Source organism: Citrobacter sp. BDA59-3 (genome assembly GCF_015167655.1).
Classification (GTDB): Bacteria; Pseudomonadota; Gammaproteobacteria; order Enterobacterales; family Enterobacteriaceae; genus Phytobacter; species Phytobacter diazotrophicus.
The window spans coordinates 36,732-62,103 of record NZ_CP063427.1 but is presented as its reverse complement, the minus strand read 5'-3'; the positions used below and the strand labels follow the sequence as shown (position 1 = coordinate 62,103).

Here is a 25,372-nt window from a genome sequence, read left to right as displayed (position 1 = left end):
TCTCGTCCTGAATTAGTTGTGAGTACGGAGTCGTGTTGTTGCCTGTTCGAAGTCAGGCATATTGGATGCGCCCTCCAGCTCAACGGCGAGAGAGGCAAATGCAGAGGCCCAGGTCGCGGCCTGAACCAGACTGTTCCCGGCGGCAAGTGAGGCTGCCAGCGCGCCATTAAACGCATCGCCGGCACCAGTAGTATCGACAGTGACGGCAGGGAAAGCGCGAATATGGCTAAATTGTTTGTTATCCAGTAACAATGCGCCGCGTGATCCCATCGTAATGAGGACTTTTTTTACCCCCATTCCGGCAATAATTAATGCCGCTTCTTTTGCGGTATCGATATCTCGAACCTCAACGCCGGATAATAAAGACGCCTCGGTTTCATTAGGAGTAATTACATCAACAAACGGCAAGCATGAAATTATCTCATCAGAGCACGGGGCCGGATTAAGAATGACTGTCTTACCAAGCTCATGGGCAATTTGAATTAATGCCACAGTAGCATCAAGGTTATTTTCCAGTTGCACCAACAGTACATCCGATGAAGATAATTCAGAAGAAATAGCCTGAACTTCACTGTGCGTAATGGTTTTATTGGCGCCCGAATAAATGGCTATCATATTCTCGCCATTTTCCTGCGAGACATAAATAATTGCATTACCGGTAGGCTCACTGTCGGATTGATACAAGGTATAAGAGTGAATTTCGGACGCATTTAAATGGTCGGCAGCAAGTTGGCTAAACTGGTCTTTACCCACTTTCGCCGCAAAATGCACTTTTGCCCCGGCCTTACTTGCCGCCGTGGCCTGATTGGCGCCTTTACCGCCCGGCCCCAGGCTGCTGGCCAGGGCCAGCAAGGATTCGCCACCGCGTGGGAAGCGCTCCACTCGCGCAACAATATCGACATTAAATGAACCGAAAACACAGACCTTACCCTGCATGGTTTTTCCTTTTTGTTGATGATCGTTCTGCGGTTTACGGTGGTCTATTTTCTGGAGTAAAACTTCAAATCCCGGCCCTGTCTCGGAGATCAATTCTGCCTGCAAACTTCGCCGCAAAATAATTGCCCCGCCGTGGCACCGTTTCACCAGTCCCATTTCTGCTAAAATATTTAAATCACTGCGTATCGTTTCTTTAGACACGCCATAAAGCGTGGAAAAATAATTAACATTCCCACGTTCATTTTCATTCAAATATTGCCAGATACGATGTCTTCGTTCTTCAAGAAACATAATAAACCCCGAAATCACAATAGAAGTATACGAACCGCATACCGTTTGAAGAGTGACATCAATCTCATGTTTCCAGGCAAAACGGAACCAAACAAAAATGGCAGGATAAAAAGCGGAAAGCTGTATTTTCAGGCGTTATTCGTACTATTAATGAGGGTGAATTAGAGAGAAGCAGGCGATAAATGACCTGCGTGTCAGCAAAACACGCAGGGATAACTTAATTTTGTTCCGCCACCAGAATAGCCTGGGTATCCGGCTCCAGCGCCTTAAAAATATGTGGCAGATCCGCCGGGTAACAGATGTAGTCGCCTTCACTTAATTCTTCTGGCGCTTCCGTCAGCCCCACCATCGCCCGGCCACGGGTCACGATAATGTGCTCAACTGAACCGGGCGGATGCGGCTGCGAAATACGGTCAGCACCGGGTTGAGTATCAAGAAAATAGATATCGCGTCGCGCGCCCGGCGGGCAGGTTGCAAGCAGTGTCGCCTGGTAATGCGCCAGTTCGGCGACCACTTTCGTCCCCTCGCCACGGCGAATGACCTGTGTTTTGGCGGCCTGCGGCTCCAGAAGACGGGCAAAGGGGATATCCAGCGCCACGCACAGAGACCACAGGGTCTCAATACTCGGGTTGCCGTTGCCGGCCTCAAGCTGGGAAAGTGTGGATTTGGCAATTCCGGCACGGCGGGCAATTTCCGCCAGTGAAAGTCCGGTTCGCAGGCGTTCTCGCACCAGACTTTTGGCGATCACGCTAATAGGCTGTGTCATTACACGGCTCCAGTGTTCTATAAAATGAACGAATCGTTCTTCTTGAAAAACGAACCCGATGTGTTCATTATAATGAATATTCGTTCGATATAGCCAAAAAATTGTATGTTCAAACACAACTTCTCAAATCTTACAGGTGATACGATCAGAGCCATTTTGCTGGTCTGTCTGGCGGTTGGCGTGGTCGGCATCTCCTACGGTTCACTGGCGATGGCTTACGGTTTCCCGCTGTGGGTTCCCCTTGCCCTTTCCACGCTGGTTTTGGCTGGCGCCTCCGAATTCATGTTTATCGGCATTGTCGCCAGCGGCGGCAATCCGCTGGCGGCGGCGCTTGCCGGGTTGCTGGTGAATGCCCGCCATCTTCCCTTTGGCGTCACGGTGCGCGACCTGGTGGGCACGCGGGCGAAGGCTTTCTTCGGCTGTCACATTATGAATGATGAAAGTGTCGTGTTTGGCCTGGCGCAACCGACGCCGGAACAGCGTAAAGCCGCCTACTGGCTGTGCGGGACGGGCGTCGCCCTGCTTTGGCCGCTTGGCGTTATTGTTGGCGCAGGGGTTGGGAAACTGCTACCCGCCCCGGAAACCATCGGGCTGGATGCGGTCTTCCCGGCTATTCTGCTGGCGCTGGTGCTGCCCGCACTGAAAAAGAAAACCACACTGATTCGCGCTGCCAGCGGAGCCGTTCTCTCCCTTGCCGCCGTGCCTTTTGCCCCCGTGGGCTTGCCGGTACTGTTTTCTTTATTTGGCCTGCTGACGAGGAAGAAATAATGGCGAATACCATGCTGGTCATTATCGGTATTGCGGTGCTGTCGGTGGGTACTTACCTGATGCGTTTTGGCGGCGCCCGGCTTGGCAATAAACTGGCGCTGTCAGAACGCGCCCAGGCACTGTTATCCGATGCGGCGACCACGTTACTGTTCGCCGTGGCGCTGGCGGCAACGCTGTATGAAGGCGAACATTTCGCCGGTATGGCCCGCGTGCTGGGAGTGATGTTTGCCCTGTTTCTCGCCTGGCGCAAAATGCCGCTTATCGTGGTAATCCTCTCTGCCGCCGTGGTCACCGCGCTGTTGCGCCTGGCAGGAGTGGCATAAAAGCGCCCGCAGGCGCTATACCGTATTGATTCAGGCCCGCAAATGCTCGCCCATCCAGGCAAACAGACGGGCATACCCCTCTTCACTTCCCTGTTCAAAGCGAAACACCGGACCGAGCGCCATCGGTTCGGCTTTGGCGGCCAGTACCGCCAGCTCCGGCAGGTACTCTTCGCCAGGATGACCAACCCGACGCTCGCCAAGACGCTGTGCATAACGCGCGACGGCCACGTCAGGGGCGACCGCATTCCAGACTTCGAGGATCCGTGTCACCCCGGCCTTCTCCAGATACTCAACCAGCTTCTCCTTCGGCTGAAAACCAAACCAGGCGTCGACAAGAAACGGGCAGCCTGCTGGCGCATTACGAATAATTGACCAGATAACGTCATAGGCCGCGCAGCCCAGCTTGCGGTTAAACGCCCGGTCTATTTCACTAAACTGCGCCATAAATGGCTCTTTGATGCCATCGATGGTCAGAACCGGCAGCGAAAACCGTTCCGACAACTGACGTGTTACCGTGGTTTTGCCCGATGCCGGTACACCGTTGACCAGTACGACCGTTTTTATTTGCGTAGTCATAGCAGCGCTACCACCTCCTCCCTTGTCCGTGCCGCCCGGAGCGCCGCCATCGTGTCATCACTGTCCAGCAGATGCACAATGGCGCGAATACCTTCTTCGATGTGCGCATTGCTGTCGCGCGCCCCGAACATAATAACAATATCCGCCGCTTCACTTTCGCCAAAGCGAATCGGTTCCTGCAACAATACCAGGCTAAAGCAGTCACGCTTTACCCCGCATTCCGGGCGTGCATGCGGCATGGCGATGCCCTCATCAAAGACATAGTACGCGCCATGCTCCAGCGTGCTGTCGATCACTGCCTCGCCATAGCGTGCCTCCAGATAACCCCCGTCAATCAGCGGGCGGGCAGCAAGCCGAATCACCTGCCGCCAGTCTTTTTCCGTTACGCCAACCTGAATCGCATCTGCCTCGATAAGAAGATCTTTAATTGTCATCTGTTCTCCCTAAATATTACGCCGAATAATATTGCGCAACTCGTCGATACGAATAAAGAGAGAATCCACTTCATGGCGATATTGTTTACTTTTAACAAAGACATTTAATGCCCGGTTATATAGCAGCATTAATTGTTTTTGGACATCGCTATTTCGCGGATCCTCCGCCAGATTACCTTCGAGTGATTTTATATCGACAGCCAGCAATTGTGCCTGCTTGTCATATTCTTCCAGCGTCGTATCATCTTTTTTCCACAACGACTTCAATAATTCAAACATGGCTCACTCCCGCCCCGACGTGTGCCGGAGCACCAGGGTTATGGAATAAAATAAACGTGGTGATGGAGGATTATTTAAATAAATTCATTTTCTCGACCAGCACCTGGGTGACGGCGTCGTTTGCCGGAATCAAAAACTTCCGCACGCTGTCATTTACCTTTCCTTTCTCAAAGGTCGATTTGCACTGGCCAACCCACTGCACATTCATCTCCGTGCCGACATTCACTTTATTGATCCCTTCGGTTACAGCTTTGCGCATATCCTCGTCGCTCACACCGGTCCCGCCATGCAGCACCAGCGGCGTCCCTGTGGCGGCGCTTATCTCCTGCAAACGCTGATGCTGGATCTGCGCCTTACCGGTATATAGCCCATGCACCGTGCCGACCGAAACCGCCAGCATGTCCACGTGGGTTTCCTCGACAAAACGCTTCGCGTCTTCCACGGTGGTGAAGCAGATATCCTCTTCGGCAACGGCTTTACCGTCTTCCGAACCGCCAATTGCGCCTAATTCGGCTTCGACCGAAATATCACGTGGTCGCGCCATCTCCACCACAATACGGGTCCTGGCAATATTCTCATCAATATCCAGATGCGAACCGTCATACATTATTGAACTGAATCCGGCATCAATCGCCGTTTGAATCGCGTTAATATCCGAACAGTGATCCAGGTGCAAACAGGTAGGCACATTTTCACTTGCTGATAATGAGCGCACGGAATCAACCAGTAATTGATATCCCAGATATTGCGCCGTTCCGGTTGATATCTGAATCATTAACGGGCTGTTTGTTTGCTTTGCCGCTTTAAAAAAAGCAGGCAACATTTCCAGACAGTGTAAATTAAAGGAACCGACAGCTTTAAATTGACGTGCTTTGGCAATTTCTAACAACGCAGTGAAATTATGCAGACTCATGGACTTTCTCTCCTTTTGGTTTAGCTGAGTTGCCATTAACGAACCAGGCAAGGAACGCGACAAAGACAATAAACAGACCGACAAACAGCCAGTTATTCTGGAAGGCATGCCCCAGCACCAGACCAGAGCTGATGACATCAGAGTCACTGAACGTCACCCCGGTGAAACCGTAACTTTCCAGCATTGGCACCAGGATGGCGGGCAGGAAGGTAATAAACAGACCGTGGACAACGCCGCCGATAACCGCGCCACGACGGCCACCCAGTGCGTTACCAAAGACGCCCGCCGTGCCGCCCGCAAAGAAGTTGGTCAGCAGTCCTGGCAGAATCATCGCCAGACCAAACATCGGAAAGACCAACATGCCAATAATCGAACCGACGGTGGTGGCCAGGAAGCCGACAATGACCGCGTTCGGGGCGTAGGGAAACAGCACCGGGCAATCGAGCGCCGGTTTGGCGTCCGGGACGATGCGCATGGCGATACCACGGAAAGCGGGCACCAGTTCGTTCAACAGCAGACGAACACCGCTGTAAAGAACGAATACCCCGGCCACAAACTGGATGGATTGCATGAAGGCGTACATCAGGAAGTTCACGCCATGGGAGAACTGAGAGATGTATTCCGGCCCCGCGGCCACGGCCGGGATGAGGTACATCGGTACCATCACCACCGCCATGGCCAGGTAGGTATCCTGCAGGAATTTAAAGTTATCCGGCAGTTGCAGATCTTCCGTTGAGCGGGAACCTTTACCGACCACTTTCGCCACTGCGGCCTGCACCAGGTAGCCGATGGTACAGAAGTGCCCCAGCGCCACATCATCAGAACCGGTAATGCGTCTGACCACCGGTTGTGCCAGCGCAGGCATCAGTACCGCCATCGCGCCGCCAAAAATACCGCCCGTGAGGATAAGCGGCAGCCCGGTCAGACCGGCTTTATAGCCAATAACCGCCCCGATGGTTGCCATCCATAGCAATGCTTGTCCGGTGAGGAAGATGTATTTTAGCGGTGTCAGGCGGGCAATGATGATATTGACTGCGAAAATGACCATCAGCGTCAGCGCCACTTCTGAACCCAGTTCGCGGTTCGCCAGCCCGGCGATGGCCGCCACATCGGTGATGTAGCCTTTCATCCCAAAACCGTGGGTGAAAATATCGTTCAGGAAGGTCAATGTGGCGACGATGATATTGATACCGGCCATCATGATTAAGAAACCGAGCAGCGTTTTAAATGTCCCTTCGGCAATTTTTCCCGGTGATTTCTTTTGTAAGATCAAACCAAGCATGGCGATAAAGGCAATTAATATTGACGCCTGCCCGAGTAGATCTTTGACGATAAACTCAATGAAGCTATTCATGGTCAGTTACCTTCATGTTATGCATTTTTAAGAATGTGATAATCTTCTGCTCGATTTCCTCTTTATCGGTCAATTTATTAAGCACAACGACACGGCTGATTTCTTCTTCACTGGCATCCGCCGTTAAAATGTCGGCAAAGACTTTTTGCGTCAAAATCATGTCGGACTTAAATGCACCAGCTTCAGAAACGGTTGTGTGTTCAACTTTTGCCGGAATTTCTAATTTTTTCAGCACCGCTTTCGCGCTCATTTCGATCGCAAAGCTGGAACCGAGGCCGCAGCCACATACGCAAAGAACTTTAAGCATGTAAATCTCCTCAAATAATATTGAGTTGTTTGGCCAGTTTGTAATGATGTCCTTCTGTGTCTACCAGACGTTTTTTCATACTAATAAGATCAATAGGGATAGGTTTATTACTCGAATTGATAATAATGGCTTTATTCTTCATACCAGATTGAATACAACGAACCACTTCACTGGCCATGATAGTGCCCTGATAAATCTCCTCGCAGGTAGGGTCACCGTTACGTAAACCATAACCAATAATCGTTTTACGAATACGCACGCCAATTCGCGGTTCAAGCTGCTTGATCATGGTGTCGATAGCCCCCTGAAAGCCCGGCGTGTACTCTCTGGTGTAACCTTCTGAACATAAAATAACGACACTGTTCTGACTGGCAAGCCGGTCTGTAATGCGTTGAGATAACTCATCAATTGGGATCTGGCACTCCGGTATAAGGGCAATATCCGCATTGCTTTTTATCGCTGATTGCAGCGTCAGCTCCCCACAGTATCCTCCCAGGACCTCTACCATAAAGACACGACCGGGTAATGCCCGACCGGTATTCCTGAGTCGGGAAACTTCCTTAATAATTTGTTCGCAGGCGGTAGAAAAGCCAATGGAATAATCACTGCCATAGACATCGTTATCAATTGTCATGCCGACACCAAAGCAATTCACATCAAATTCGCTCAGCGTATTTAAAAATTGCAGCGATCCATCACCGCCCGCCATAATCAGTACATCAATACGTAGCGACCTTAATTTTTTTGCGATTATTTCATATTCGCTTCGTACTAATTTTCGGGTTGTACGACCAGAGGTAATAATGGGAATAGAGGCAATAGAGAAATCCACCAAATCGCGCCAGGCGATTTCGTTATGCTTCTTTTCAAGTAAACCAGGTATTCCGCCATTGAACAGAGTAATGTCTGCCTGCATCAGTCGTGCGATTTGGAAAATAAAGTTATTTATTCCCGATACATCACCACCGCTAATGACCACACCGATTCTCATCACAATTTCCCCATTGGCTTCCCGTAGGAATATTTTTCCCTGACTTCAAGAGGTATATTTGCAATGAAAGTCACATTTTATCGATAATTTTCCGTCAACCAACCATTGACACATATGTTAAATGGCTTTTATTTGCGACTTTAATCACAAAAACACAGTGAGATTCAACTCACAGTATTTTTATTAATTCCTTTCCAATCATTGAGTTATAAAAGAAAGCGATTTGCAATATTTCGGAGAAATAAAACTGCCATTAAGGCTTTTAGAAGGATGGTAATTTTGTGATTGCAACCTCATTTTTTAACGTAAAAGAGGCATACGGGAGGAGAATTCAGAAAAGGGAGAGCAAAAACAGCGGGGAAATAACCTGTCCCCGCTCCGAAGAGTCAGGGACAGCGGCAATGCGGAAAACTTATTTTGTCAGTTCAGCGGTCATATGAACCTGGTTACCGCTGAAAGCTTCGGTAATCTGGTATGAAGAGGCGCCAGCCTGTTGTGCCTGAGCGGCAATTTTCGCTTCTGCACCAGACAGTGTAGAGTCAGTTGCGGTTACTGTCTGAGCAGCAAAAGAACCGAAAGAAGAAGCCAGAGCGATAACTGCGACAAAAGTTTTGATGCTTTTCATGATATAAACCCTTCTGAATGTTTGTTGTAATGAGGCGCTTCGCCTCGATGAAATAAATAATAGACCTTAACCCCATCAACAGACAGCGGAATGATTTGCATTTATCTTTCAAATTATCTGAAAATGAAAAGAGAGACGAAAATGACCACAGACTGGCTCACCGCCTTGCAGCAATTTGGACGCATGCGCAGCGTGTCAGCAATGGAGACTCTGCAACGGCAAGGGGAGCCACAACACAGTCTGTTTTGGCTACAGGAAGGGACTGCACGGGCGGTATATCACTCCGCACAGGGCCAGGAAAAAGTGAAAGAGTTCTATTTCGCTGGTGAATGCTGTTTTCTCTACCTGAGCTGGCTTACCGGATCGGTGGCGGATTACAGCCTGCAAATGCTGACCCCAGGCAGGCTTTGTGAAATCCCGCTGCGTCTGCTTGATAAACCAGAACACCTTACTGCACGGTTGGCTCTGCTCAGCCAACAGGTGATCTACAAGGAAAAGAAAGAGCAGATGTTTTTGCTCAATAATCCCGAACAGCGCTGGCAATACGTGCAGGCCAATTTTCCGGACTGGGAGCAACAGCTCACGCAAAAAGATCTCGCCAGTTACATTGGCATCTCCCCGGTGAGTTTGTCGCGAATTCGCGCACGCCTTAACAAAGGTTAACGACCGACACACCCACCCGTCTTATGCTGCCCCCTCGTTCTCTCTGCGGGCAACGCGATGACCCCATTTTTCCTCTCACAGATCCTGGCGGGCCTGTCGTTTGGCCTCGATTTACTGGCCTTTCAGTTTATCCGTCGACAGCGTTCTCTGCTGACGCTCGCCTGTTCTACCAGCCTGCTGGCGTTCCATTTTTGGCTGCTCGGTGAAAACAGTGCCTGTGGATTGATGGCGCTGGCCGCCAGCCGATACCTGCTGGCAATCGTCACCACAAGCCAAAGAGTGAAAGGGGGATTTCTCTGTGCGTCGGTGCTATGCAGCGAACTGACCTGGCAACATCCGACAGATGTCTTCCCGCTAGCGGGCAGTTTACTCATGACGATTGCCGCATTTCAGCCAACGGCAGCGGGGTTACGGCTGATCACCCTGGGCGGCAGCCTGTGCTGGCTTATCAATAATGTTCTGGCAGGTTCACCCATGGCGATAGTCATGGAAGGCACGTTTATGTTGAGTACGCTGGTTTCGTACTGGCGGCTAAAGCGAGGTGTGGCGGTGGGCGGGTAACACCAGAAACGAAAAAAGCGCCCGCAGGCGCTCTTTCGACAGTGTTACGCTTATTTGGTCAGTTCTGCGGTCATGTGCACGCGGTCACCGGTGAAAGCTTCGGTGATATGGTAAGAAGAGGCACCAGCCTGCTGAGCCTGAGCGGCGATTTTCGCTTCTGCACCGTCCATTGTGGAGGAGGTTGCGGTCACTGTCTGTGCAGCGAATGAACCGAAAGAAGAAGCCAGAGCGATAACTGCGACAAAAGTTTTGATGCTTTTCATGATATAAACCCTTCTGAATGTTTGTTGAGGTGAGGCGTTGTGCCTCGATGAAATAAATACTAGACCTGAACCTCATCAACAAAAAGCGGAAGAATTTGCTCTCAACATTCAAAAAAACTGATTTATATCTTAACCCGCAATCAAACGCTGCGGATGGGTATAAATCGTTGCCCTGCCCGGCTTGCAAAAACCCACCAGCGTCAGGTTGCAGCGCTCAGCAACCTCAACGGCCAGCGTGGTCGCAGCGGAAACGGCGAACAGAATTTCCACGCCGCACATGGCGGATTTCTGCACCATTTCATAGCTCGCGCGGCTGGAGACCAGCGCCGCTCCCGTCTGCCAGGACGCCCCCTCATGGGCGCGATGACCAAGCAGCTTATCCAGCGCCACGTGACGCCCCACGTCCTCATGCCCACCCACAAGTTGCCCGGAAGGTAGCATCCAGGCGGCCGCATGGGTACAGCCCGTAAGTTTGCCAATCGGCTGAAAATCGGTGAGATGCGCCAGCGCCTGGTCCAAATTTGCCAGCTCAAATGTCTGCGTAAACGGCAGTGGTGCGACGGGTTTGCCAATGTCGTTCAGTTGCTCAACGCCGCACACGCCACACCCTGTCCGCCCGGCCAGCGCGCGACGACGCTCTTTTAGACCCATAAACCGACGGCTGGAAAGCTCAATCTGCACTTCCAGACCATTGCAGGATGGCACCACCTCCATACCAAAAATTTCCTGGCGGGTTTCGATAATCCCTTCGGAGAGAGAAAAACCGACGGCAAACCACTCCAGGTCTTTGGGGGAGGCCATCATCACCACATGAGAAATGCCGTTATAAACCAGCGCAACGGGCACTTCCTCCGCTAACACATCGGGACGAGAATGTTGCAGATCATCGCGCTTCCAGAGTGCGACCTGACGGGAACCTGTGATCTGAGTAGCAGCTTCGTATTGTTCAGTATGGATTTTGTTCACGTTGTATTAACCGAATTAAAACAGGCGTAACCGCAATGTGGTATTCTGAGTCATACCCCTTTTGGGCCAGGGGATTTACAGCAATTTTGTACCTTTGCGGCAACGACCGCAAAGTAAAAAAAACCTCGTGACAATGTCGAAACAAGGAGCAAACCATGCAGGTCAGCAGAAGGCAGTTCTTTAAGATCTGCGCTGGCGGTATGGCAGGTACAACGGCAGCGGCGCTGGGCTTTGCCCCAGGCGTAGCACTGGCGGAGACGCGGCAATACAAATTACTGCGCACCCGTGAAACGCGAAATACCTGCACATACTGTTCTGTCGGCTGTGGGCTTTTAATGTATAGCCTCGGCGACGGCGCGAAAAACGCCAAAGCATCTATTTTCCATATCGAAGGCGACCCGGATCACCCGGTCAACCGTGGCGCGCTCTGCCCGAAAGGTGCGGGTCTGGTGGATTTTATTCATTCAGAAAGCCGCCTGAAATATCCAGAATACCGTGCGCCAGGCTCCGACAAATGGCAACAAATCACCTGGGATGACGCGTTTGATCGCATCGCAAAACTGATCAAAAAAGACCGTGATGCCAACTACATCGCGCAAAACGCCGAAGGCACCACCGTCAACCGTTGGCTCTCCACCGGTATGCTGTGCGCCTCCGCATCCAGTAACGAAACCGGTTATTTAACCCAGAAATTTACCCGCGCCCTCGGCATGCTCGCCGTGGATAACCAGGCGCGTGTCTGACACGGACCAACGGTAGCAAGTCTTGCTCCAACATTTGGTCGCGGTGCGATGACCAACCACTGGGTAGATATGAAAAACGCCAATCTCATCATCGTGATGGGAGGGAATGCTGCTGAAGCGCATCCGGTGGGATTCCGCTGGGCGATGGAAGCAAAAATCCATAATGGCGCCAAATTAATCGTTATCGATCCTCGATTTACGCGTACCGCTTCGGTCGCGGACTTTTACACGCCCATTCGTTCCGGGACGGATATCGCTTTTCTCTCCGGGGTTCTGCTGTATCTGCTGACAAATGAAAAATACAACCGCGAATACACCGAAGCCTACACCAACGCCAGCCTGATCGTGCGTGAGGACTTCGGCTTCGAAGATGGCCTGTTTACTGGCTATGACGCGGAAAAACGCAAATATGACCGTTCAAGCTGGAACTATGAGCTGGATGAACAGGGCTTCGCTAAGCGCGATACCACCCTTACCCATCCACGCTGCGTGTGGAATTTACTGAAACAACACGTTTCTCGCTATACGCCAGAGGTCGTGGAAAACATCTGCGGGACGCCAAAAGCGGACTTCCTGAAAGTCTGTGAATACATCGCGGAAACCAGTGCCCACGACAAAACTGCGTCGTTCCTGTACGCGCTGGGCTGGACGCAACACTCTGTTGGTGCGCAGAACATCCGTACCATGGCGATGATCCAATTGCTGCTCGGCAATATGGGGATGGCGGGCGGCGGTGTTAACGCCCTGCGCGGCCACTCCAATATTCAGGGGCTGACCGACTTAGGCCTGCTGTCGCAAAGCCTGCCGGGTTATATGACGCTACCAAGCGAGAAACAGACGGATCTGCAAACCTACCTGACGGCAAACACGCCAAAACCGTTGTTGCAGGGTCAGGTGAACTACTGGGGCAACTACTCGAAATTCTTCGTCTCAATGATGAAAGCCTTCTATGGCGAAAAAGCGACGAAAGAAAACAGTTGGGGCTTCGACTTGCTGCCGAAGTGGGACAAGAGTTACGACGTCCTGCAGTATTTCGACATGATGTTTAAAGGTCAGGTGAACGGTTATATCTGCCAGGGTTTCAACCCGGTTGCATCGTTCCCGAACAAAAACAAAGTTGTGGCGGCACTGTCAAAACTGAAATTCCTGGTGACCATCGACCCGCTGAACACGGAAACCTCCACGTTCTGGCAGAACCACGGCGAGTCGAACGATGTTGATTCATCGAAAATCCAGACCGAAGTGTTCCGTCTGCCCTGCACCTGCTTTGCCGAAGAGAACGGCTCCATCGTGAACTCCGGTCGCTGGCTGCAATGGCACTGGAAAGGTCAGGATGCGCCGGGGGAAGCGGTCACCGACGGTGAGATTCTGGCGGGCATCTTCCTGCGCCTGCGCAAAATGTACGCCGAAGAGGGCGGTGCTAACCCTGAACAGGTGTTAAGCATGACCTGGAACTACTCCACACCACACGAACCGGCTTCGGAAGAGGTGGCAATGGAGAGTAACGGCAAGGCGCTGGCGGATATTATCGATCCGGTTACCAATACGGTCCTCGTGAAAAAAGGTCAGCAGCTCAGTTCGTTCGCCCAGTTACGTGACGACGGTACCACCTCCAGCGGCTGCTGGATTTTCGCCGGTAGCTGGACGCCGGACGGCAACCAGATGGCTAAACGCGATAATGCCGACCCGTCAGGCCTTGGCAATACGCTCGGCTGGGCATGGGCATGGCCGCTTAACCGACGCATCCTGTATAACCGCGCCTCCGCTGACCCGCAGGGTAAACCGTGGGATCCGAAACGCCAGCTCCTGAAATGGGACGGGGCGAAATGGGGCGGCGCGGATATCCCGGACTACAGCACTGCAGCACCGGGCAGCGATGTGGGACCGTTTATCATGCAGCCGGAAGGGATGGGCCGCCTGTTCGCTATCGATAAGATGGCGGAAGGGCCGTTCCCGGAACATTACGAGCCGTTTGAAACACCACTGGGCACTAACCCCCTGCACCCGAATGTGGTCTCTAACCCGGCCGCGCGCGTCTTTAAAGACGACATGGCCGCGATGGGTAAAGCGGATAAATTCCCGTATGTCGGCACCACTTACCGCCTGACCGAACACTTCCACTACTGGACCAAGCACGCATTGCTGAACGCGATCGCACAGCCGGAGCAGTTTGTGGAAATCGGTGAAAAGCTGGCGGGCAAGCTGGGGATCGTGCAGGGCGATACCGTGAAAGTCTCCTCCAACCGCGGCTATATCAAAGCCAAGGCTGTGGTGACGAAGCGTATTCGCACGCTGAACGTACACGGCAAAGAGGTGGATACCATCGGTATTCCCATTCACTGGGGTTATGAAGGCGTGGCGAAGAAAGGCTTTATCGCGAACACCCTTACCCCGTTTGTCGGTGACGCAAACACCCAGACGCCGGAGTTTAAGGCCTTCCTGGTGAATGTGGAAAAGGTATAGCGGAGACGAATTATGGCTTACCAATCTCAAGATATTATCCGTCGTTCCGCCACTAACGGTTTTACCCCCGCGCCACAGGCGCGGGATCACCAGCAGGAGGTGGCGAAGCTTATCGACGTCACCACCTGTATTGGGTGTAAAGCCTGTCAGGTAGCCTGCTCGGAGTGGAACGATATTCGTGATGAAGTGGGACATAACGTCGGGGTTTACGATAACCCGGCTGACTTGACCGCTAAGTCATGGACAGTTATGCGTTTTTCCGAAGTGGAGCAGAATGACAAACTGGAATGGCTTATCCGCAAAGACGGCTGCATGCACTGTGCCGATCCGGGTTGTCTGAAAGCATGTCCCTCAGAAGGGGCTATCATTCAGTATGCCAACGGGATTGTCGACTTCCAGTCTGAACAGTGTATTGGCTGCGGCTATTGCATTGCAGGCTGCCCGTTCAACGTGCCGCGCCTGAACCCGGAAGACAACCGCGTCTACAAATGTACGCTGTGCGTAGACCGCGTTACCGTCGGTCAGGAACCGGCCTGCGTGAAAACGTGCCCGACCGGCGCTATCCACTTTGGTAGCAAAGAGGATATGAAAACGCTGGCAGGCGAACGCGTGGCGGAGCTGAAAACTCGGGGTTATGACAATGCGGGCCTGTACGATCCGGCCGGCGTTGGTGGTACACACGTCATGTACGTACTGCACCATGCCGACAAGCCGAATCTGTATCACGGCCTGCCGGAAAACCCGGAAATCAGCGCAACCGTGAAATTCTGGAAAGGTATCTGGAAGCCGCTGGCCGCTGTGGGTTTTGCAGCGACATTTGCAGCCAGTATCTTCCACTACGTCGGTGTCGGTCCAAACCGCGCAGAGGAAGAAGACGACAATCTGCATGAAGAAAAAGACGAGGTGCGCAAATGAAAAGACGTGACACCATCGTGCGCTACACGGCGCCGGAACGCATCAACCATTGGGTCACCGCCTTCTGCTTCGTGCTGGCGGCGGTGAGCGGGCTGGGATTCTTTTTCCCATCCTTTAACTGGCTGATGCACATTCTGGGTACGCCGCAGTTAGCGCGTATTCTGCACCCGTTTGTTGGGGTGGTGATGTTCGCGTCGTTCATCATCATGTTCTTCCGCTACTGGCATCACAACCTAATCAATCGGGATGATATCTTTTGGGCGAAGAATATTCGTAAGATCGTCGTCAACGAGGAAGTGGGTGATACCGGGCGCTATAACTTCGGCCAGAAATGTGTGTTCTGGGCGGCGATTCTCTTCCTGGTGTTGTTGCTGGTGAGCGGCATCATCATGTGGCGTCCATACTTCGCACCCGTTTTCTCTATCCCGGTCATTCGAATTGCGATTATGGTTCATTCGTTTGCCGCAGTAGCGTTAATTGTGGTTATTATGGTGCATATCTACGCCGCACTATGGGTGAAGGGCACGATAACCGCCATGGTGGAAGGCTGGGTAACCAAAACGTGGGCGAAGAAACATCACCCGCGCTGGTACCGTGAAGTCCGCCAGAAAGAGGAAAAAACGACGGAATGAGTATTCGCATAATCCCGCAAGACGAGCTGGAGAAGAGCGAGAAACGCACGGCGGAAGTGATTCCGCCGTTATTATTCCCCAGACTGAAAAATCTCTATAACCGCCGGGCAGAACGCCTGCGCGCGTTAGCAGAGCACAATCCGCTGGGTGATTACCTGCGTTTTGCCGCGCTGATCGCCCATGCCCAGGAGGTGGTGCTGTACGACCATCCGCTGGAAATCGATCTGACAGCACGCATTAAACAGGCCGCTGCTGAGGGCAAGCCGCCGCTGGATATCCATGTCCTGCCGCGTGATAAGCACTGGCACCGGCTGCTGCACTCCCTCATTGCCGAACTCAAACCGGAAATGAGTGGACCTGCGCTGGCCGTCATTGAAAATCTGGAAAAATCCTCCGAACAGGAGCTGGAGCAGATGGCCAGCGCGCTGTTTGCGTCTGATTTTAGCGCGGTGAGCAGTGATAAAGCGCCGTTTATTTGGGCTGCGCTTTCTCTCTACTGGTCGCAAATGGCCAGCCTGATCCCCGGCAAAGCCCGTGCGGAATATGGCGAGCAGCGCCAGTTCTGCCCGGTATGCGGATCGATACCTGTTTCAAGCGTTGTGCATATCGGCACAACTCAGGGGTTGCGCTATCTGCACTGCAATCTTTGTGAAACCGAGTGGCACGTGGTGCGCGTCAAATGCAGCAACTGCGAGCAGACTCGCGACTTACACTACTGGTCGCTGGACAACGAGAAGGCGGCAATCAAAGCCGAAAGCTGTGGCGATTGCGGCACCTATCTGAAGATTCTGTATCAGGAAAAAGATCCGAACGTGGAGCCTGTTGCCGATGATTTAGCGTCACTGGTACTCGATGCCCGCATGGAACAGGAAGGGTTCGCCCGCAGTTCCATCAATCCATTCCTCTTCCCGGGCGAAGGGGAGTAAGCGCCATTAACTGTGCCGGGTTGCCCATGCGCCCGGCTAAAGTTGATACGGCGTAATCACTCCCGGCACACCGGAAAAATCACGGGTATTTCGTGTCACCCATTCACGGCGATGAAGCTGCGCTGTCGCCAGGATTATGGCGTCTGGCTGCGTCATGCCATATTCTTGCCGCAGTTTACCGCTCCGCTCTGCAATCTAACCTGTGCATGAATAAGGCGCCTTTCTGCCTGTATTTCATCTTTGCGAGACACTTTCCAGAGTCACTCGCCTCCTGAAAATCACCTTTCCCACCGACATCAATCCAGGTTATAACACTGGATATATATACAGAATGGAGATGTGGTAATGGCGCTGGAAATCGGAATTGCAGAGCTGGTCAGGGAGTTTATTGCCGCCGGGCGGCCATCCTCGCGAGATAAAAGTATTGATGAACGGAGGGCGGGCTACATCGCCAGTACCGTGCTGGCGGGCGAAACGGAAAGCCGGGTAAACGTAGAAGATGTGCATCTCGACGGTATGGCGTTTCGCGTTATCTCCCCGCTTGAGGCAACCGGCCCATTGCCAACGCTTGTCTATTACCACGGCGGCTGCTTTATCAGCGGCGAGTTTGCCACCCATGACAACCAGTTGCGCCAGCTCGCTTTTCATAGCGGCTGTCGGGTGATTGCGGTGCAATATCGTCTGGCCCCGGAACATCCCTTTCCTGCCGCGCATGATGACGCGTACAGAGGGGCAGAAATTATCTGGCAATACGCCGATGAACTGGGCGTGGATCGGCAAAAAGTTACCCTCGCAGGAGACAGCGCGGGTGGTCATCTGGCGCTGGTTACGGCACTTCGTCTTAAAGCAGCGCAGGTATGGCAACCCGCTCAATTGATCCTGATTTATCCCATGCTCGATGCGACCGCCTATTTTGAAAGCTATACCAGCAACGGCGAGGACTACGTGATTACCCGTGACACGCTGCTCAGTGGCTACGAGCTATATCTCGGTGATACGGATCCCATGCATCCGGAAGCCAGCCCGCTCTGGCGCGATGATTTTAACGGTCTTCCTCCGGTGCATATTCTTACTGCCGAATATGACCCGCTCTGCGATGAAGGCGAAGCGTTGTTTCAACGACTGACCGAACAAGGGGTGGCATGTTCCTGCCAGCACCATCTTGGGGTGATTCACGGTTTCTTTCAGCTTGCTGGCATCAGCAAAACAGCTCGCGGGGCGATAAGAGATGTTGCATGGCGGTTGAGAGCGTTACCACATTGAGAACTTAATGAAGGTTTGCGTAGCGGCGAAAGTTCATTAACGCTGCAATAGATAACCGAAAGGAAGAACCCCCTTTAATTAAGCAAGGAAACACCATGTCCATCGTTGCGCCCGTCGAAAAACAATTTGCCGCTTATAACGCCCATGACATTGAGATGTTCGTGGCCTGTTTTAGCGAAGATTTTACCGCATGGCGTATGCCAGCCACATCCCCTTCCACCCGTGGTCGGGAAGCGCTGCGCGCATTTTACAGCCAGCATCGTTTTAATAACCCGGCGCTGAGGGCAGAGTTGCTTAGCCGCACCGTGATGGGAAATAAGGTGTTCGATCACGAAAAAATCTATGGCATCGGCGAGCAGGTTATCGAGAATATGGCGGTGTATGAGATTCAGGATGATTTGATTAAAACCGCGTGGTTTTACTTTGCCGAATAGCTTTATTTTGCCTGGGTTGAGCCCGGTGCTGACGCCGGGCTCGCTAATCACTCTTCTTCGTTGCCGCCTTCTTCATAGGCGCCATAAGGTTTAGCGGGTAACACGATATAAACCGCCTCAAACAAGGCACCCTGTTTATCGTCGCCGAACAGTTCAACCTGCAACTGAACACGTGCTTTACGCCCGCGAGCCAGTCTGTCGAGGTCACCGCTCAGAGAGCCGAGATCGGCAATCGCGCTCGGTTTACCCGTGATTGGCGTGCTGTAACGGATATGCGCATCGGCAAGAATAATCGTCCCGCCCAGATGCCGCTCGCGCAGCATTAACCAGATAAGCCCCCAGCCCGTTAGTGTCGCCAGCGAGAACAGGCTTCCGGCGAACAGCGTATGGTGCGGATTCTGGTTGCCCGTCTCCGGCATGGTGGTGATAAATTTTTGACCGGTGTACTGCTGAATGCGCACACCCATCTTTTCGCTGAGTGGAATATGCTGATACCAGGCCTGCTGCAACTGCCCACACCAGTCGCCGCGATGCAGAATATCATCCAGCGTCGCCACGGGTTTGATCATCAGGAAATGGCGCACCGGCGTGGTTTGCGGGGCAGTGATTTCGCCCTCATTGATAAAACCCAGTTTTGCGAAGAACTCTACCGCATCTTCACGTGCGCTACAGGTCACCCGCTTCACACCTTCCTGACGCGCGACAGACTCCAGCGTCATCGCCATCAGCGTGCCGAGCCCTTTATCCTGCACGGAGGGGTGGACGGCCATAAAACGGATCGAAGCCTCATTGTCAGCATTGATATATAACCGACCAACGGCAACGATTTCGCCTTCTTCATCCACAACCATTTGATGATGGGCCATGGCATCCCAGGCGTCACGTTCGGAGCCTTTCGGCTGATGCAATGGCTTGCGCAGCATCTCCCAACGGAACTGGTAGTAAAGCTCTAGCTCTTCTTCTGTTTGCGGTACGCGAAGGTGATACATAGCTGTATTCTCTCTTGTTACCCGTGGCAACTCCGCAAGCTGGCTCATACTTGCAACCAGAACGTTACGGGGCCATCATTAACCAGCGATACCTGCATATCTGCGGCGAATCGTCCGGTCTGTGTTTCTATCTGCTGGCTACGGCAGCGACTGACGAAATAGTCATACAGCGCCTCCGCCTTTTCCGGCGCGGCCCCTCTGGAAAAGCCAGGACGCATGCCGCGTTCGGTATCCGCCGCCAGCGTAAATTGTGACACCACCAGCACGCTGCCACCGGACTGCTGAACGTTGAGGTTCATCTTGCCGTCAGCGTCACTGAAAATACGATACCCCAGTACGCGCTCGCACAGGCGGTTCGCTTTTTGCTCGTCATCTTCCCTTTCGACACCTAACAACACCAAAAGTCCCGGACCGATTTCGCCCGTCACTTCACCCGCCACGGTAACGCTGGCCTGGGATACACGTTGTATCAATGCAATCATGGTTGGTCTTCTTCTTGTTCTGCGGCTTTTTTTAATCGTCGATATTCACCGAGAGTGACAGTTATTTCAGCGCCAAGCAAGACGATACACCATGTCCAGTAGACCCACAGAAACAAAATCGGGACCACCGCCAGCACGCCATAAATGAGCTGGTAAGAAGGAAATGTGGTGATATAAAGCGCAAACCCTTTTTTCCCCGCTTCAAACAATAGAGCGGCGACAAAAGCACCAATCACTGCATCACGGTTGGGCACGCGGGTGGTTGGCACAATGCTGTACAACAACCAAAAAGAGATCCACGACAAAATGAGCGGGAAAACGCGCAGCATATTATCTATCGCGCCATTGAGCCCGCTGGCCCAGCGCAGAGAGAGCAAGTAAGAGCTTATCGCCAGGCTTGCCCCGGCAAGCAGCGGCCCCAGCGTCAAAATCATCCAGTAGACAGCAAAGGAGTATATCCGCGGACGCACGCGCGTACTGCGCCAGATAGAATTGAGGGCGCTGTCGATGGAGTACATCAACAGTAATGAGGTGACCACCAGCCCACATGCTCCAACGGCGGTCATTTTGCTTGAATTGGCAACGAACTGTTCGATATAGCGTTGAATCACATCGCCGGTAGTCGGAATAAAATTAGCAAAAACAAAGTGACGCAGTTGGATGCTAACCTCAGAAAACATCGGAAAAGCGGCAAATAACGCAAAGATAACGGCAATGAGTGGCACCAATGAAAGCAACGAAACATAGGCGAGATTTCCCGCCAGTGTTGTCATGTGGTCTTCATCAATACGCAGCCAGAGTAATTTCAGCCACGACCAAATGGGTCGCGTATGGTGTTTCGTTTTATGGCGAATAAATTTCAGCATAACTGCTTCGCAAAATAGTCAGGGAGGGTGTTCTTACCCGTCACCAGAATACTGGTGATCCCCAACTGGTTAGCCCCTTCTATATTATTGGCATTATCATCGAAAAAGACAGTATTATCAGCGCTATAGCCTTCAAGTTCGAGAACACGTTGGTAGATGCGTACTTCCGGCTTACGCATTCCCATATCTTGCGAAAGATAAATATGGTCGGCGGCAGCCAAAATTTCCGGGTATTGATCCGGCCAGTACGTGGTATGAAGACTGTTGGTATTGGAGAGCACGACCACGCGGTGCCCCTGCTCACGCAGTTTTTGCATGATGCTGATAACGTCCTTACGCAGGGAGACAAAAACCGCCTGCCAGCCCGTTGCGAACTGCTCAAAGCTTAACGACATAGACATCTCTTCACAGAGCGCTTTGGCAAAATCTTCATCACTGATTTCACCCCGCTCATGAAGCTGGAACGTCTCGCCCATCGTGAAACTTTGTTTGAGTGTCGCAAGCGGCACGCGGCTAAAGTCACTCCATACGCCCAGCACCCGATTGAAGTCGATATCAACGATCACGTTACCCAAATCAAAGATATAGAGCATCTCTCTCTCCTTATTTTCCGTGGAAAGTTAACTGTAGCGGGAAAGTCAGAAGTTGAATAGTTCGCCCACGCTGGCAAGCAACAGGATTGTGATGGGTAGAGGTTCCCGAACAGACTATGATGAAAAGAGCAGATCCCATTCATCAGGTGGTACGCACTCAGCAAAAGAAAAAGCCGCTGACATCAGCGGCTTTTTTCCGGCTGGCCATTACGCCAGCCCGGCATCACGTATCTGGTTAAAAAAGAAGATTAGTCTTCTTTAGAACCACGGTTAGCGCGACGACGATCGTTTTCCGTCAGGTGACGTTTACGAATACGGATAGAGGTCGGGGTAACTTCTACCAGTTCGTCATCGTCGATGAACTCCAGAGCCTGCTCCAGGGTCATCTTAACCGGCGGAACCAGAACCGTTGCTTCGTCAGTACCGGACGCACGCATGTTGGTCAGTTTCTTACCGGTCAGGCAGTTTACCGTCAGGTCGTTAGAACGGCTGTGAATACCGATGATCTGACCTTCGTAAACTTCTGCGCCGTGGCCCAGGAACAGCTTACCGCGGTCCTGCAGGCTGAACAGCGCAAACGCAACCGCTTTACCCTGACCGTTGGAGATCAGTACGCCGTTCTGACGCTGACCCACATCGCCCGGACGAATGTCGTCGTAGTGGCTGAACGTGGAGTACAGCAGACCCGTACCAGAGGTCATGGTCATGAACTCAGAACGGAAGCCGATCAGGCCACGGCTTGGGATCACGTAGTCGAGACGTACGCGGCCTTTGCCATCTGGATTCATGTTTTTCAGGTCGCCTTTACGCTCACCCAGTGCCTGCATCACAGAACCCTGGTGCTGCTCTTCGACGTCCAGCGTGACGTTTTCGAACGGCTCTTGTTTACGGCCGTCGATTTCGCGGAAGATAACTTTCGGACGGGAAACCGCCATCTCGAAACCTTCACGACGCATGTTCTCGATCAGTACAGACAGGTGCAGCTCACCACGACCGGAAACGCGGAATGCATCAGCGTCTTCGGTTTCTTCTACGCGCAGCGCAACGTTGTGTACCAGCTCTTTGTTCAGGCGGTCAAGAATCTGACGAGAGGTAACGTACTTACCTTCTTTACCACAGAACGGAGAGGTGTTTACGCAGAAGAACATGGTTACGGTCGGCTCATCAACAGACAGTGCCGGCAGTGCTTCAACATTCTGCGTATCGCAGATGGTGTCGGAGATGTTCAGCTCGCCCAGACCGGTGATCGCGATGATATCGCCCGCTTCTGCGATATCGCTCTCGATACGCTCCAGACCCAGGTGGGTCAGAACTTTACCGACTTTACCGTTACGGGTTTTGCCTTCGCTATCAATGATAGTGACCTGCTGGTTCGGTTTCACTTTACCGCGTTTGATACGACCGATACCGATGACGCCAACGTAGTTGTTATAGTCCAGCTGGGAGATTTGCATCTGCAGCGGACCATCAAGGTCTACGTTTGGCGCTGGTACGCGATCAACGATGGTCTGATACAGCGGGGTCATGTCTTCCGCCATATCTTCGTGATCCAGCCCCGCGATACCGTTCAGCGCAGAGGCGTAAACGATAGGGAAGTCCAGCTGTTCGTCGGTAGCGTCAAGGTTTACGAACAGGTCGAATACCTGATCGACAACCCAGTCAGGACGTGCGCCTGGACGGTCGACTTTGTTGATAACAACAATCGGTTTCAGGCCATGAGCAAAGGCTTTTTTGGTCACGAAGCGCGTCTGCGGCATCGGACCATCCATTGCATCAACGACCAACAGAACGGAATCTACCATGGACATGACACGTTCAACTTCACCACCGAAGTCGGCGTGCCCCGGGGTATCAACGATGTTGATACGGTAATCATTCCATTTGATAGCGGTGTTTTTAGCCAGGATGGTAATCCCACGCTCTTTCTCCAAATCGTTGGAGTCCATCACTCGCTCTTGAGTTTCGGCACGCGCATCAAACGTACCGGATTGCTGCAGCAGCTTATCAACCAGGGTAGTTTTACCATGGTCAACGTGCGCGATGATGGCGATGTTACGCAGATTTTCGATCACAACTTTGCCTCAGGCATTTAGAAATAGCGCGTTATTGTACACGGATTAATCGCACTACAAAACAGGATCACAAACATCCCCCGCAAACAAGTATTGCAGGGTTGCTTTGTGATCATTTTCACGAAGCGAAATCGGGCTGCTCAACTAAAATTGCACCAATTCGGTGCTCAATGTTCACATGCAAGCACCGAATTGGTGCAATATAACCATTGTGGTGCAGCCCTTTTGCACTATGGTGCGCATAATAGCGCCTTTTTAGTGACATTTAAAAGTTGGCATAGATTTCGCTTTATCTTTTTCATGGCAACAACGACAGGTTAGCGCCGTAATTGTAGACCTCGTTACCACGACGACAATGATAAATCCGGGAGAGTTTAAGTATGTCCGCTGAACACGTTTTGACGATGCTGAACGAGCACGAAGTCAAGTTTGTTGATTTGCGCTTCACCGACACTAAAGGTAAAGAGCAGCACGTCACGATCCCAGCTCATCAGGTAAATGCTGACTTCTTTGAAGAAGGCAAAATGTTTGATGGCTCCTCGATTGGTGGCTGGAAAGGCATTAACGAATCTGACATGGTACTGATGCCGGACGCCTCTACCGCTGTCATTGACCCGTTCTACGAAGAACCGACTCTGATCATCCGTTGCGATATCCTCGAGCCGGGCACCATGCAGGGCTACGATCGCGACCCGCGCTCCATCGCAAAACGCGCTGAAGAATACCTGCGCGCAACAGGCATCGCAGACACCGTTCTGTTCGGGCCTGAGCCAGAGTTCTTCCTGTTCGACGACGTACGTTTCGGCAGCTCTATTTCCGGTTCCCACGTTGCTATCGATGATATCGAAGGCGCATGGAACTCCTCCACCAAATACGAAGGCGGTAACAAAGGTCACCGTCCGGCTGTTAAAGGTGGTTACTTCCCGGTTCCGCCAGTGGACTCCGCACAAGACCTGCGCTCCACTATGTGTCTGGTAATGGAAGAGATGGGCCTGGTTGTAGAAGCTCATCACCACGAAGTTGCAACTGCTGGTCAGAACGAAGTGGCAACCCGCTTCAATACCATGACCAAAAAAGCAGACGAAATTCAGATCTACAAATATGTGGTTCACAACGTTGCTCACCGCTTCGGTAAAACCGCAACATTTATGCCGAAACCGATGTTCGGTGATAACGGTTCCGGTATGCACTGCCACATGTCTCTGTCCAAGAACGGCGTAAACCTGTTCTCTGGCGACAAATATGCTGGTCTGTCTGAGCAGGCGCTGTACTACATCGGCGGCGTTATTAAACACGCTAAAGCGATCAACGCCCTGTCCAACCCGACTACCAACTCCTACAAACGTCTGGTCCCGGGTTACGAAGCACCGGTCATGCTGGCTTACTCTGCCCGTAACCGTTCAGCTTCCATCCGTATTCCGGTGGTTGCATCTCCGAAAGCGCGTCGTATTGAAGTGCGTTTCCCGGACCCGGCTGCTAACCCGTACCTGTGCTTCGCAGCGCTGCTGATGGCTGGTCTTGATGGCATCAAGAACAAAATCCATCCGGGCGAAGCGATGGACAAAAACCTGTATGACCTGCCAGCTGAAGAAGCGAAAGAAATCCCGCAGGTTGCAGGCTCTCTGGAAGAAGCACTGAACTGCCTGAACGAAGACCGCGAGTTCCTGACTGCGGGTGGCGTATTCACCGACGACGCAATTGATGCTTACATCGCTCTGCGTATCGAAGAAAACGACCGCGTACGCATGACGCCGCACCCGGTAGAGTTTGAGCTGTACTACAGCGTTTAATAATTTAAATCCGAGGGATTTCTTGTTACAGCAAGGCGGCGATTGAGTGAATCCCCGGGAGCATAGAGATCTATGTGACCGGGGTAAGCGAAGAAAGCCAACGCCGCTGTAACGAGAAAGACATAGGATATTTTGTTGCCGTGGAAACTTTCAGCCCATCCTAGATGGGCTTTTTTCTCCACCAACAA

At 52.2% G+C, this 25,372-nt stretch carries 28 protein-coding genes and 1 pseudogene; 11 read left to right on the top strand and 18 right to left on the bottom strand.

The window, feature by feature from the left end; genetic code table 11:
- Positions 1-12: 12 nt before the first annotated feature.
- Both IP582_RS00305 and IP582_RS00300 read right to left on the bottom strand, forming a co-directional pair.
- Positions 13-1,227: a PfkB family carbohydrate kinase gene (locus IP582_RS00305; RefSeq protein ID WP_193794780.1), complete on the bottom strand. Its 1,215-nt coding sequence runs from the start codon at positions 1,225-1,227 to the stop codon at positions 13-15.
- A gap of 217 nt (positions 1,228-1,444) precedes the next feature.
- Positions 1,445-1,993: a helix-turn-helix domain-containing protein gene (locus IP582_RS00300; RefSeq protein WP_039077336.1), complete on the bottom strand. Its 549-nt coding sequence runs from the start codon at positions 1,991-1,993 to the stop codon at positions 1,445-1,447.
- A gap of 105 nt (positions 1,994-2,098) precedes the next feature.
- Here IP582_RS00300 and IP582_RS00295 point away from each other — a divergent pair, with 105 nt between their 5' ends.
- Both IP582_RS00295 and IP582_RS00290 read left to right on the top strand, forming a co-directional pair.
- Positions 2,099-2,761 (top strand): AzlC family ABC transporter permease, encoded by a 663-nt coding sequence (locus IP582_RS00295; protein ID WP_107223611.1) that lies wholly within the window; start codon positions 2,099-2,101, stop codon positions 2,759-2,761.
- Positions 2,761-3,084, top strand: coding sequence for an AzlD domain-containing protein (locus IP582_RS00290; RefSeq protein WP_079498435.1), 324 nt, complete (start codon positions 2,761-2,763; stop codon positions 3,082-3,084). The genes IP582_RS00295 and IP582_RS00290 overlap by 1 nt, the downstream gene beginning before the upstream one ends.
- Before the next feature lie 30 nt (positions 3,085-3,114).
- Here the strand turns inward: IP582_RS00290 and IP582_RS00285 are convergent, their stop codons facing one another.
- From IP582_RS00285 to IP582_RS00250, 8 genes are all read right to left on the bottom strand, one after another.
- Positions 3,115-3,660 (bottom strand): AAA family ATPase, encoded by a 546-nt coding sequence (locus tag IP582_RS00285; protein ID WP_193794779.1) that lies wholly within the window; start codon positions 3,658-3,660, stop codon positions 3,115-3,117.
- A complete protein-coding gene (locus tag IP582_RS00280) occupies positions 3,657-4,094 on the bottom strand; it encodes a PTS sugar transporter subunit IIA (RefSeq protein ID WP_039077347.1) in 438 nt (145 codons plus the stop codon). The genes IP582_RS00285 and IP582_RS00280 overlap by 4 nt, the downstream gene beginning before the upstream one ends.
- Positions 4,095-4,103: 9 nt before the next feature.
- Complete coding sequence (locus tag IP582_RS00275; protein ID WP_193794778.1) at positions 4,104-4,373, bottom strand: hypothetical protein; 270 nt, start codon at positions 4,371-4,373, stop codon at positions 4,104-4,106.
- Between the two features lie 70 nt (positions 4,374-4,443).
- Positions 4,444-5,286 carry a class II fructose-bisphosphate aldolase gene (locus IP582_RS00270; RefSeq protein ID WP_039077349.1) on the bottom strand — a complete coding sequence of 281 codons (843 nt, stop codon included), beginning with the start codon at positions 5,284-5,286 and terminating at the stop codon, positions 4,444-4,446.
- The gene (locus tag IP582_RS00265; RefSeq protein WP_071194781.1) at positions 5,273-6,640 is read right to left on the bottom strand and encodes a PTS sugar transporter subunit IIC; all 1,368 of its coding nucleotides are present in this window, start codon (positions 6,638-6,640) and stop codon (positions 5,273-5,275) included. The genes IP582_RS00270 and IP582_RS00265 overlap by 14 nt, the downstream gene beginning before the upstream one ends.
- Positions 6,633-6,947, bottom strand: a complete 315-nt coding sequence (locus IP582_RS00260) for a PTS sugar transporter subunit IIB (protein ID WP_193794777.1) — start codon at positions 6,945-6,947, stop codon at positions 6,633-6,635. The genes IP582_RS00265 and IP582_RS00260 overlap by 8 nt, the downstream gene beginning before the upstream one ends.
- 10 nt (positions 6,948-6,957) lie before the next feature.
- Entirely contained in the window at positions 6,958-7,938 is a 981-nt protein-coding gene (locus IP582_RS00255) for a 6-phosphofructokinase (RefSeq protein WP_193796159.1), read from the bottom strand.
- Between the two features lie 412 nt (positions 7,939-8,350).
- Positions 8,351-8,563, bottom strand: coding sequence for a YdgH/BhsA/McbA-like domain containing protein (locus IP582_RS00250; protein WP_039077353.1), 213 nt, complete (start codon positions 8,561-8,563; stop codon positions 8,351-8,353).
- A 141-nt stretch (positions 8,564-8,704) separates the two neighbouring features.
- Here IP582_RS00250 and IP582_RS00245 point away from each other — a divergent pair, with 141 nt between their 5' ends.
- Positions 8,705-9,226 (top strand): Crp/Fnr family transcriptional regulator, encoded by a 522-nt coding sequence (locus tag IP582_RS00245; RefSeq protein WP_193794776.1) that lies wholly within the window; start codon positions 8,705-8,707, stop codon positions 9,224-9,226.
- Positions 9,227-9,283: 57 nt separating this feature from the next.
- Positions 9,284-9,787, top strand: a complete 504-nt coding sequence (locus IP582_RS00240) for a YgjV family protein (protein ID WP_193794775.1) — start codon at positions 9,284-9,286, stop codon at positions 9,785-9,787.
- A gap of 50 nt (positions 9,788-9,837) precedes the next feature.
- On the opposite strand, the gene IP582_RS00235 is transcribed toward IP582_RS00240, so the two are convergent.
- Entirely contained in the window at positions 9,838-10,050 is a 213-nt protein-coding gene (locus IP582_RS00235) for a YdgH/BhsA/McbA-like domain containing protein (RefSeq protein ID WP_039077357.1), read from the bottom strand.
- Positions 10,051-10,179: 129 nt separating this feature from the next.
- Entirely contained in the window at positions 10,180-11,016 is an 837-nt protein-coding gene (gene fdhD, locus IP582_RS00230; RefSeq protein ID WP_193794774.1) for a formate dehydrogenase accessory sulfurtransferase FdhD, read from the bottom strand.
- A 155-nt stretch (positions 11,017-11,171) separates the two neighbouring features.
- Here fdhD and fdnG point away from each other — a divergent pair, with 155 nt between their 5' ends.
- Genes fdnG through fdhE form a run of 4 tightly spaced genes read left to right on the top strand, consistent with a single transcriptional unit; the run spans position 11,172 to position 16,695 of the window.
- Positions 11,172-14,222, top strand: coding sequence for a formate dehydrogenase-N subunit alpha (gene fdnG, locus IP582_RS00225; protein WP_193794773.1), 3,051 nt, complete (start codon positions 11,172-11,174; stop codon positions 14,220-14,222).
- Positions 14,223-14,234: 12 nt separating this feature from the next.
- The gene (fdxH, locus tag IP582_RS00220; protein ID WP_039077360.1) at positions 14,235-15,137 is read left to right on the top strand and encodes a formate dehydrogenase subunit beta; all 903 of its coding nucleotides are present in this window, start codon (positions 14,235-14,237) and stop codon (positions 15,135-15,137) included.
- Positions 15,134-15,769 carry a formate dehydrogenase cytochrome b556 subunit gene (fdoI, locus tag IP582_RS00215; protein ID WP_039077361.1) on the top strand — a complete coding sequence of 212 codons (636 nt, stop codon included), beginning with the start codon at positions 15,134-15,136 and terminating at the stop codon, positions 15,767-15,769. The genes fdxH and fdoI overlap by 4 nt, the downstream gene beginning before the upstream one ends.
- Positions 15,766-16,695, top strand: coding sequence for a formate dehydrogenase accessory protein FdhE (fdhE, locus tag IP582_RS00210; RefSeq protein ID WP_039077362.1), 930 nt, complete (start codon positions 15,766-15,768; stop codon positions 16,693-16,695). Before fdoI ends, fdhE begins: the two co-directional genes overlap by 4 nt.
- Positions 16,696-16,731: 36 nt before the next feature.
- On the opposite strand, the pseudogene IP582_RS00205 reads toward fdhE, so the two are convergent.
- Positions 16,732-16,890 (bottom strand): annotated as a pseudogene (locus IP582_RS00205) (PIN domain-containing protein); the annotation flags it as partial.
- 150 nt (positions 16,891-17,040) lie between these two features.
- Between IP582_RS00205 and IP582_RS00200 the strand changes: the two are divergent.
- A complete protein-coding gene (locus IP582_RS00200) occupies positions 17,041-17,958 on the top strand; it encodes an alpha/beta hydrolase (RefSeq protein ID WP_193794772.1) in 918 nt (305 codons plus the stop codon).
- A gap of 95 nt (positions 17,959-18,053) precedes the next feature.
- Complete coding sequence (locus tag IP582_RS00195; protein WP_193794771.1) at positions 18,054-18,392, top strand: nuclear transport factor 2 family protein; 339 nt, start codon at positions 18,054-18,056, stop codon at positions 18,390-18,392.
- Positions 18,393-18,439: 47 nt separating this feature from the next.
- On the opposite strand, the gene fabY is transcribed toward IP582_RS00195, so the two are convergent.
- The 5 genes from fabY to typA all read right to left on the bottom strand — a co-directional run bounded on the left by fabY (position 18,440) and on the right by typA (position 23,394).
- On the bottom strand, positions 18,440-19,381 hold the full coding sequence (fabY, locus tag IP582_RS00190; protein ID WP_039077365.1) for a fatty acid biosynthesis protein FabY: 942 nt from the start codon (positions 19,379-19,381) through the stop codon (positions 18,440-18,442).
- A gap of 44 nt (positions 19,382-19,425) precedes the next feature.
- The gene (dtd, locus tag IP582_RS00185; protein ID WP_047372414.1) at positions 19,426-19,863 is read right to left on the bottom strand and encodes a D-aminoacyl-tRNA deacylase; all 438 of its coding nucleotides are present in this window, start codon (positions 19,861-19,863) and stop codon (positions 19,426-19,428) included.
- Positions 19,860-20,729 (bottom strand): virulence factor BrkB family protein, encoded by an 870-nt coding sequence (locus IP582_RS00180; protein WP_039077367.1) that lies wholly within the window; start codon positions 20,727-20,729, stop codon positions 19,860-19,862. The genes dtd and IP582_RS00180 overlap by 4 nt, the downstream gene beginning before the upstream one ends.
- Positions 20,723-21,322, bottom strand: a complete 600-nt coding sequence (yihX, locus tag IP582_RS00175) for a glucose-1-phosphatase (RefSeq protein ID WP_039077368.1) — start codon at positions 21,320-21,322, stop codon at positions 20,723-20,725. Before yihX ends, IP582_RS00180 begins: the two co-directional genes overlap by 7 nt.
- A gap of 248 nt (positions 21,323-21,570) precedes the next feature.
- Entirely contained in the window at positions 21,571-23,394 is a 1,824-nt protein-coding gene (gene typA / locus IP582_RS00170) for a ribosome-dependent GTPase TypA (protein WP_039077369.1), read from the bottom strand.
- Positions 23,395-23,774: 380 nt separating this feature from the next.
- On the opposite strand from typA, the gene glnA reads away from it, so the two are divergent.
- The gene (glnA, locus tag IP582_RS00165; RefSeq protein ID WP_039077370.1) at positions 23,775-25,184 is read left to right on the top strand and encodes a glutamate--ammonia ligase; all 1,410 of its coding nucleotides are present in this window, start codon (positions 23,775-23,777) and stop codon (positions 25,182-25,184) included.
- Positions 25,185-25,372 lie beyond the last annotated feature (188 nt).

What these genes read in the sequence shown, in the direction of transcription:
- IP582_RS00305 (WP_193794780.1), bottom strand. Translation starts at nt 1,227, where the DNA reads ATGTTTCTTGAAGAACGAAGACATCGTATCTGGCAATATTTGAATGAA.
- IP582_RS00300 (WP_039077336.1), bottom strand. Translation starts at nt 1,993, where the DNA reads ATGACACAGCCTATTAGCGTGATCGCCAAAAGTCTGGTGCGAGAACGC.
- IP582_RS00295 (WP_107223611.1), top strand. Translation starts at nt 2,099, where the DNA reads ATGTTCAAACACAACTTCTCAAATCTTACAGGTGATACGATCAGAGCC.
- IP582_RS00290 (WP_079498435.1), top strand. Translation starts at nt 2,761, where the DNA reads ATGGCGAATACCATGCTGGTCATTATCGGTATTGCGGTGCTGTCGGTG.
- IP582_RS00285 (WP_193794779.1), bottom strand. Translation starts at nt 3,660, where the DNA reads ATGACTACGCAAATAAAAACGGTCGTACTGGTCAACGGTGTACCGGCA.
- IP582_RS00280 (WP_039077347.1), bottom strand. Translation starts at nt 4,094, where the DNA reads ATGACAATTAAAGATCTTCTTATCGAGGCAGATGCGATTCAGGTTGGC.
- IP582_RS00275 (WP_193794778.1), bottom strand. Translation starts at nt 4,373, where the DNA reads ATGTTTGAATTATTGAAGTCGTTGTGGAAAAAAGATGATACGACGCTG.
- IP582_RS00270 (WP_039077349.1), bottom strand. Translation starts at nt 5,286, where the DNA reads ATGAGTCTGCATAATTTCACTGCGTTGTTAGAAATTGCCAAAGCACGT.
- IP582_RS00265 (WP_071194781.1), bottom strand. Translation starts at nt 6,640, where the DNA reads ATGAATAGCTTCATTGAGTTTATCGTCAAAGATCTACTCGGGCAGGCG.
- IP582_RS00260 (WP_193794777.1), bottom strand. Translation starts at nt 6,947, where the DNA reads ATGCTTAAAGTTCTTTGCGTATGTGGCTGCGGCCTCGGTTCCAGCTTT.
- IP582_RS00255 (WP_193796159.1), bottom strand. Translation starts at nt 7,938, where the DNA reads ATGAGAATCGGTGTGGTCATTAGCGGTGGTGATGTATCGGGAATAAAT.
- IP582_RS00250 (WP_039077353.1), bottom strand. Translation starts at nt 8,563, where the DNA reads ATGAAAAGCATCAAAACTTTTGTCGCAGTTATCGCTCTGGCTTCTTCT.
- IP582_RS00245 (WP_193794776.1), top strand. Translation starts at nt 8,705, where the DNA reads ATGACCACAGACTGGCTCACCGCCTTGCAGCAATTTGGACGCATGCGC.
- IP582_RS00240 (WP_193794775.1), top strand. Translation starts at nt 9,284, where the DNA reads ATGACCCCATTTTTCCTCTCACAGATCCTGGCGGGCCTGTCGTTTGGC.
- IP582_RS00235 (WP_039077357.1), bottom strand. Translation starts at nt 10,050, where the DNA reads ATGAAAAGCATCAAAACTTTTGTCGCAGTTATCGCTCTGGCTTCTTCT.
- fdxH (WP_039077360.1), top strand. Translation starts at nt 14,235, where the DNA reads ATGGCTTACCAATCTCAAGATATTATCCGTCGTTCCGCCACTAACGGT.
- fdoI (WP_039077361.1), top strand. Translation starts at nt 15,134, where the DNA reads ATGAAAAGACGTGACACCATCGTGCGCTACACGGCGCCGGAACGCATC.
- fdhE (WP_039077362.1), top strand. Translation starts at nt 15,766, where the DNA reads ATGAGTATTCGCATAATCCCGCAAGACGAGCTGGAGAAGAGCGAGAAA.
- IP582_RS00200 (WP_193794772.1), top strand. Translation starts at nt 17,041, where the DNA reads ATGGCGCTGGAAATCGGAATTGCAGAGCTGGTCAGGGAGTTTATTGCC.
- IP582_RS00195 (WP_193794771.1), top strand. Translation starts at nt 18,054, where the DNA reads ATGTCCATCGTTGCGCCCGTCGAAAAACAATTTGCCGCTTATAACGCC.
- fabY (WP_039077365.1), bottom strand. Translation starts at nt 19,381, where the DNA reads ATGTATCACCTTCGCGTACCGCAAACAGAAGAAGAGCTAGAGCTTTAC.
- dtd (WP_047372414.1), bottom strand. Translation starts at nt 19,863, where the DNA reads ATGATTGCATTGATACAACGTGTATCCCAGGCCAGCGTTACCGTGGCG.
- IP582_RS00180 (WP_039077367.1), bottom strand. Translation starts at nt 20,729, where the DNA reads ATGCTGAAATTTATTCGCCATAAAACGAAACACCATACGCGACCCATT.
- yihX (WP_039077368.1), bottom strand. Translation starts at nt 21,322, where the DNA reads ATGCTCTATATCTTTGATTTGGGTAACGTGATCGTTGATATCGACTTC.
- glnA (WP_039077370.1), top strand. Translation starts at nt 23,775, where the DNA reads ATGTCCGCTGAACACGTTTTGACGATGCTGAACGAGCACGAAGTCAAG.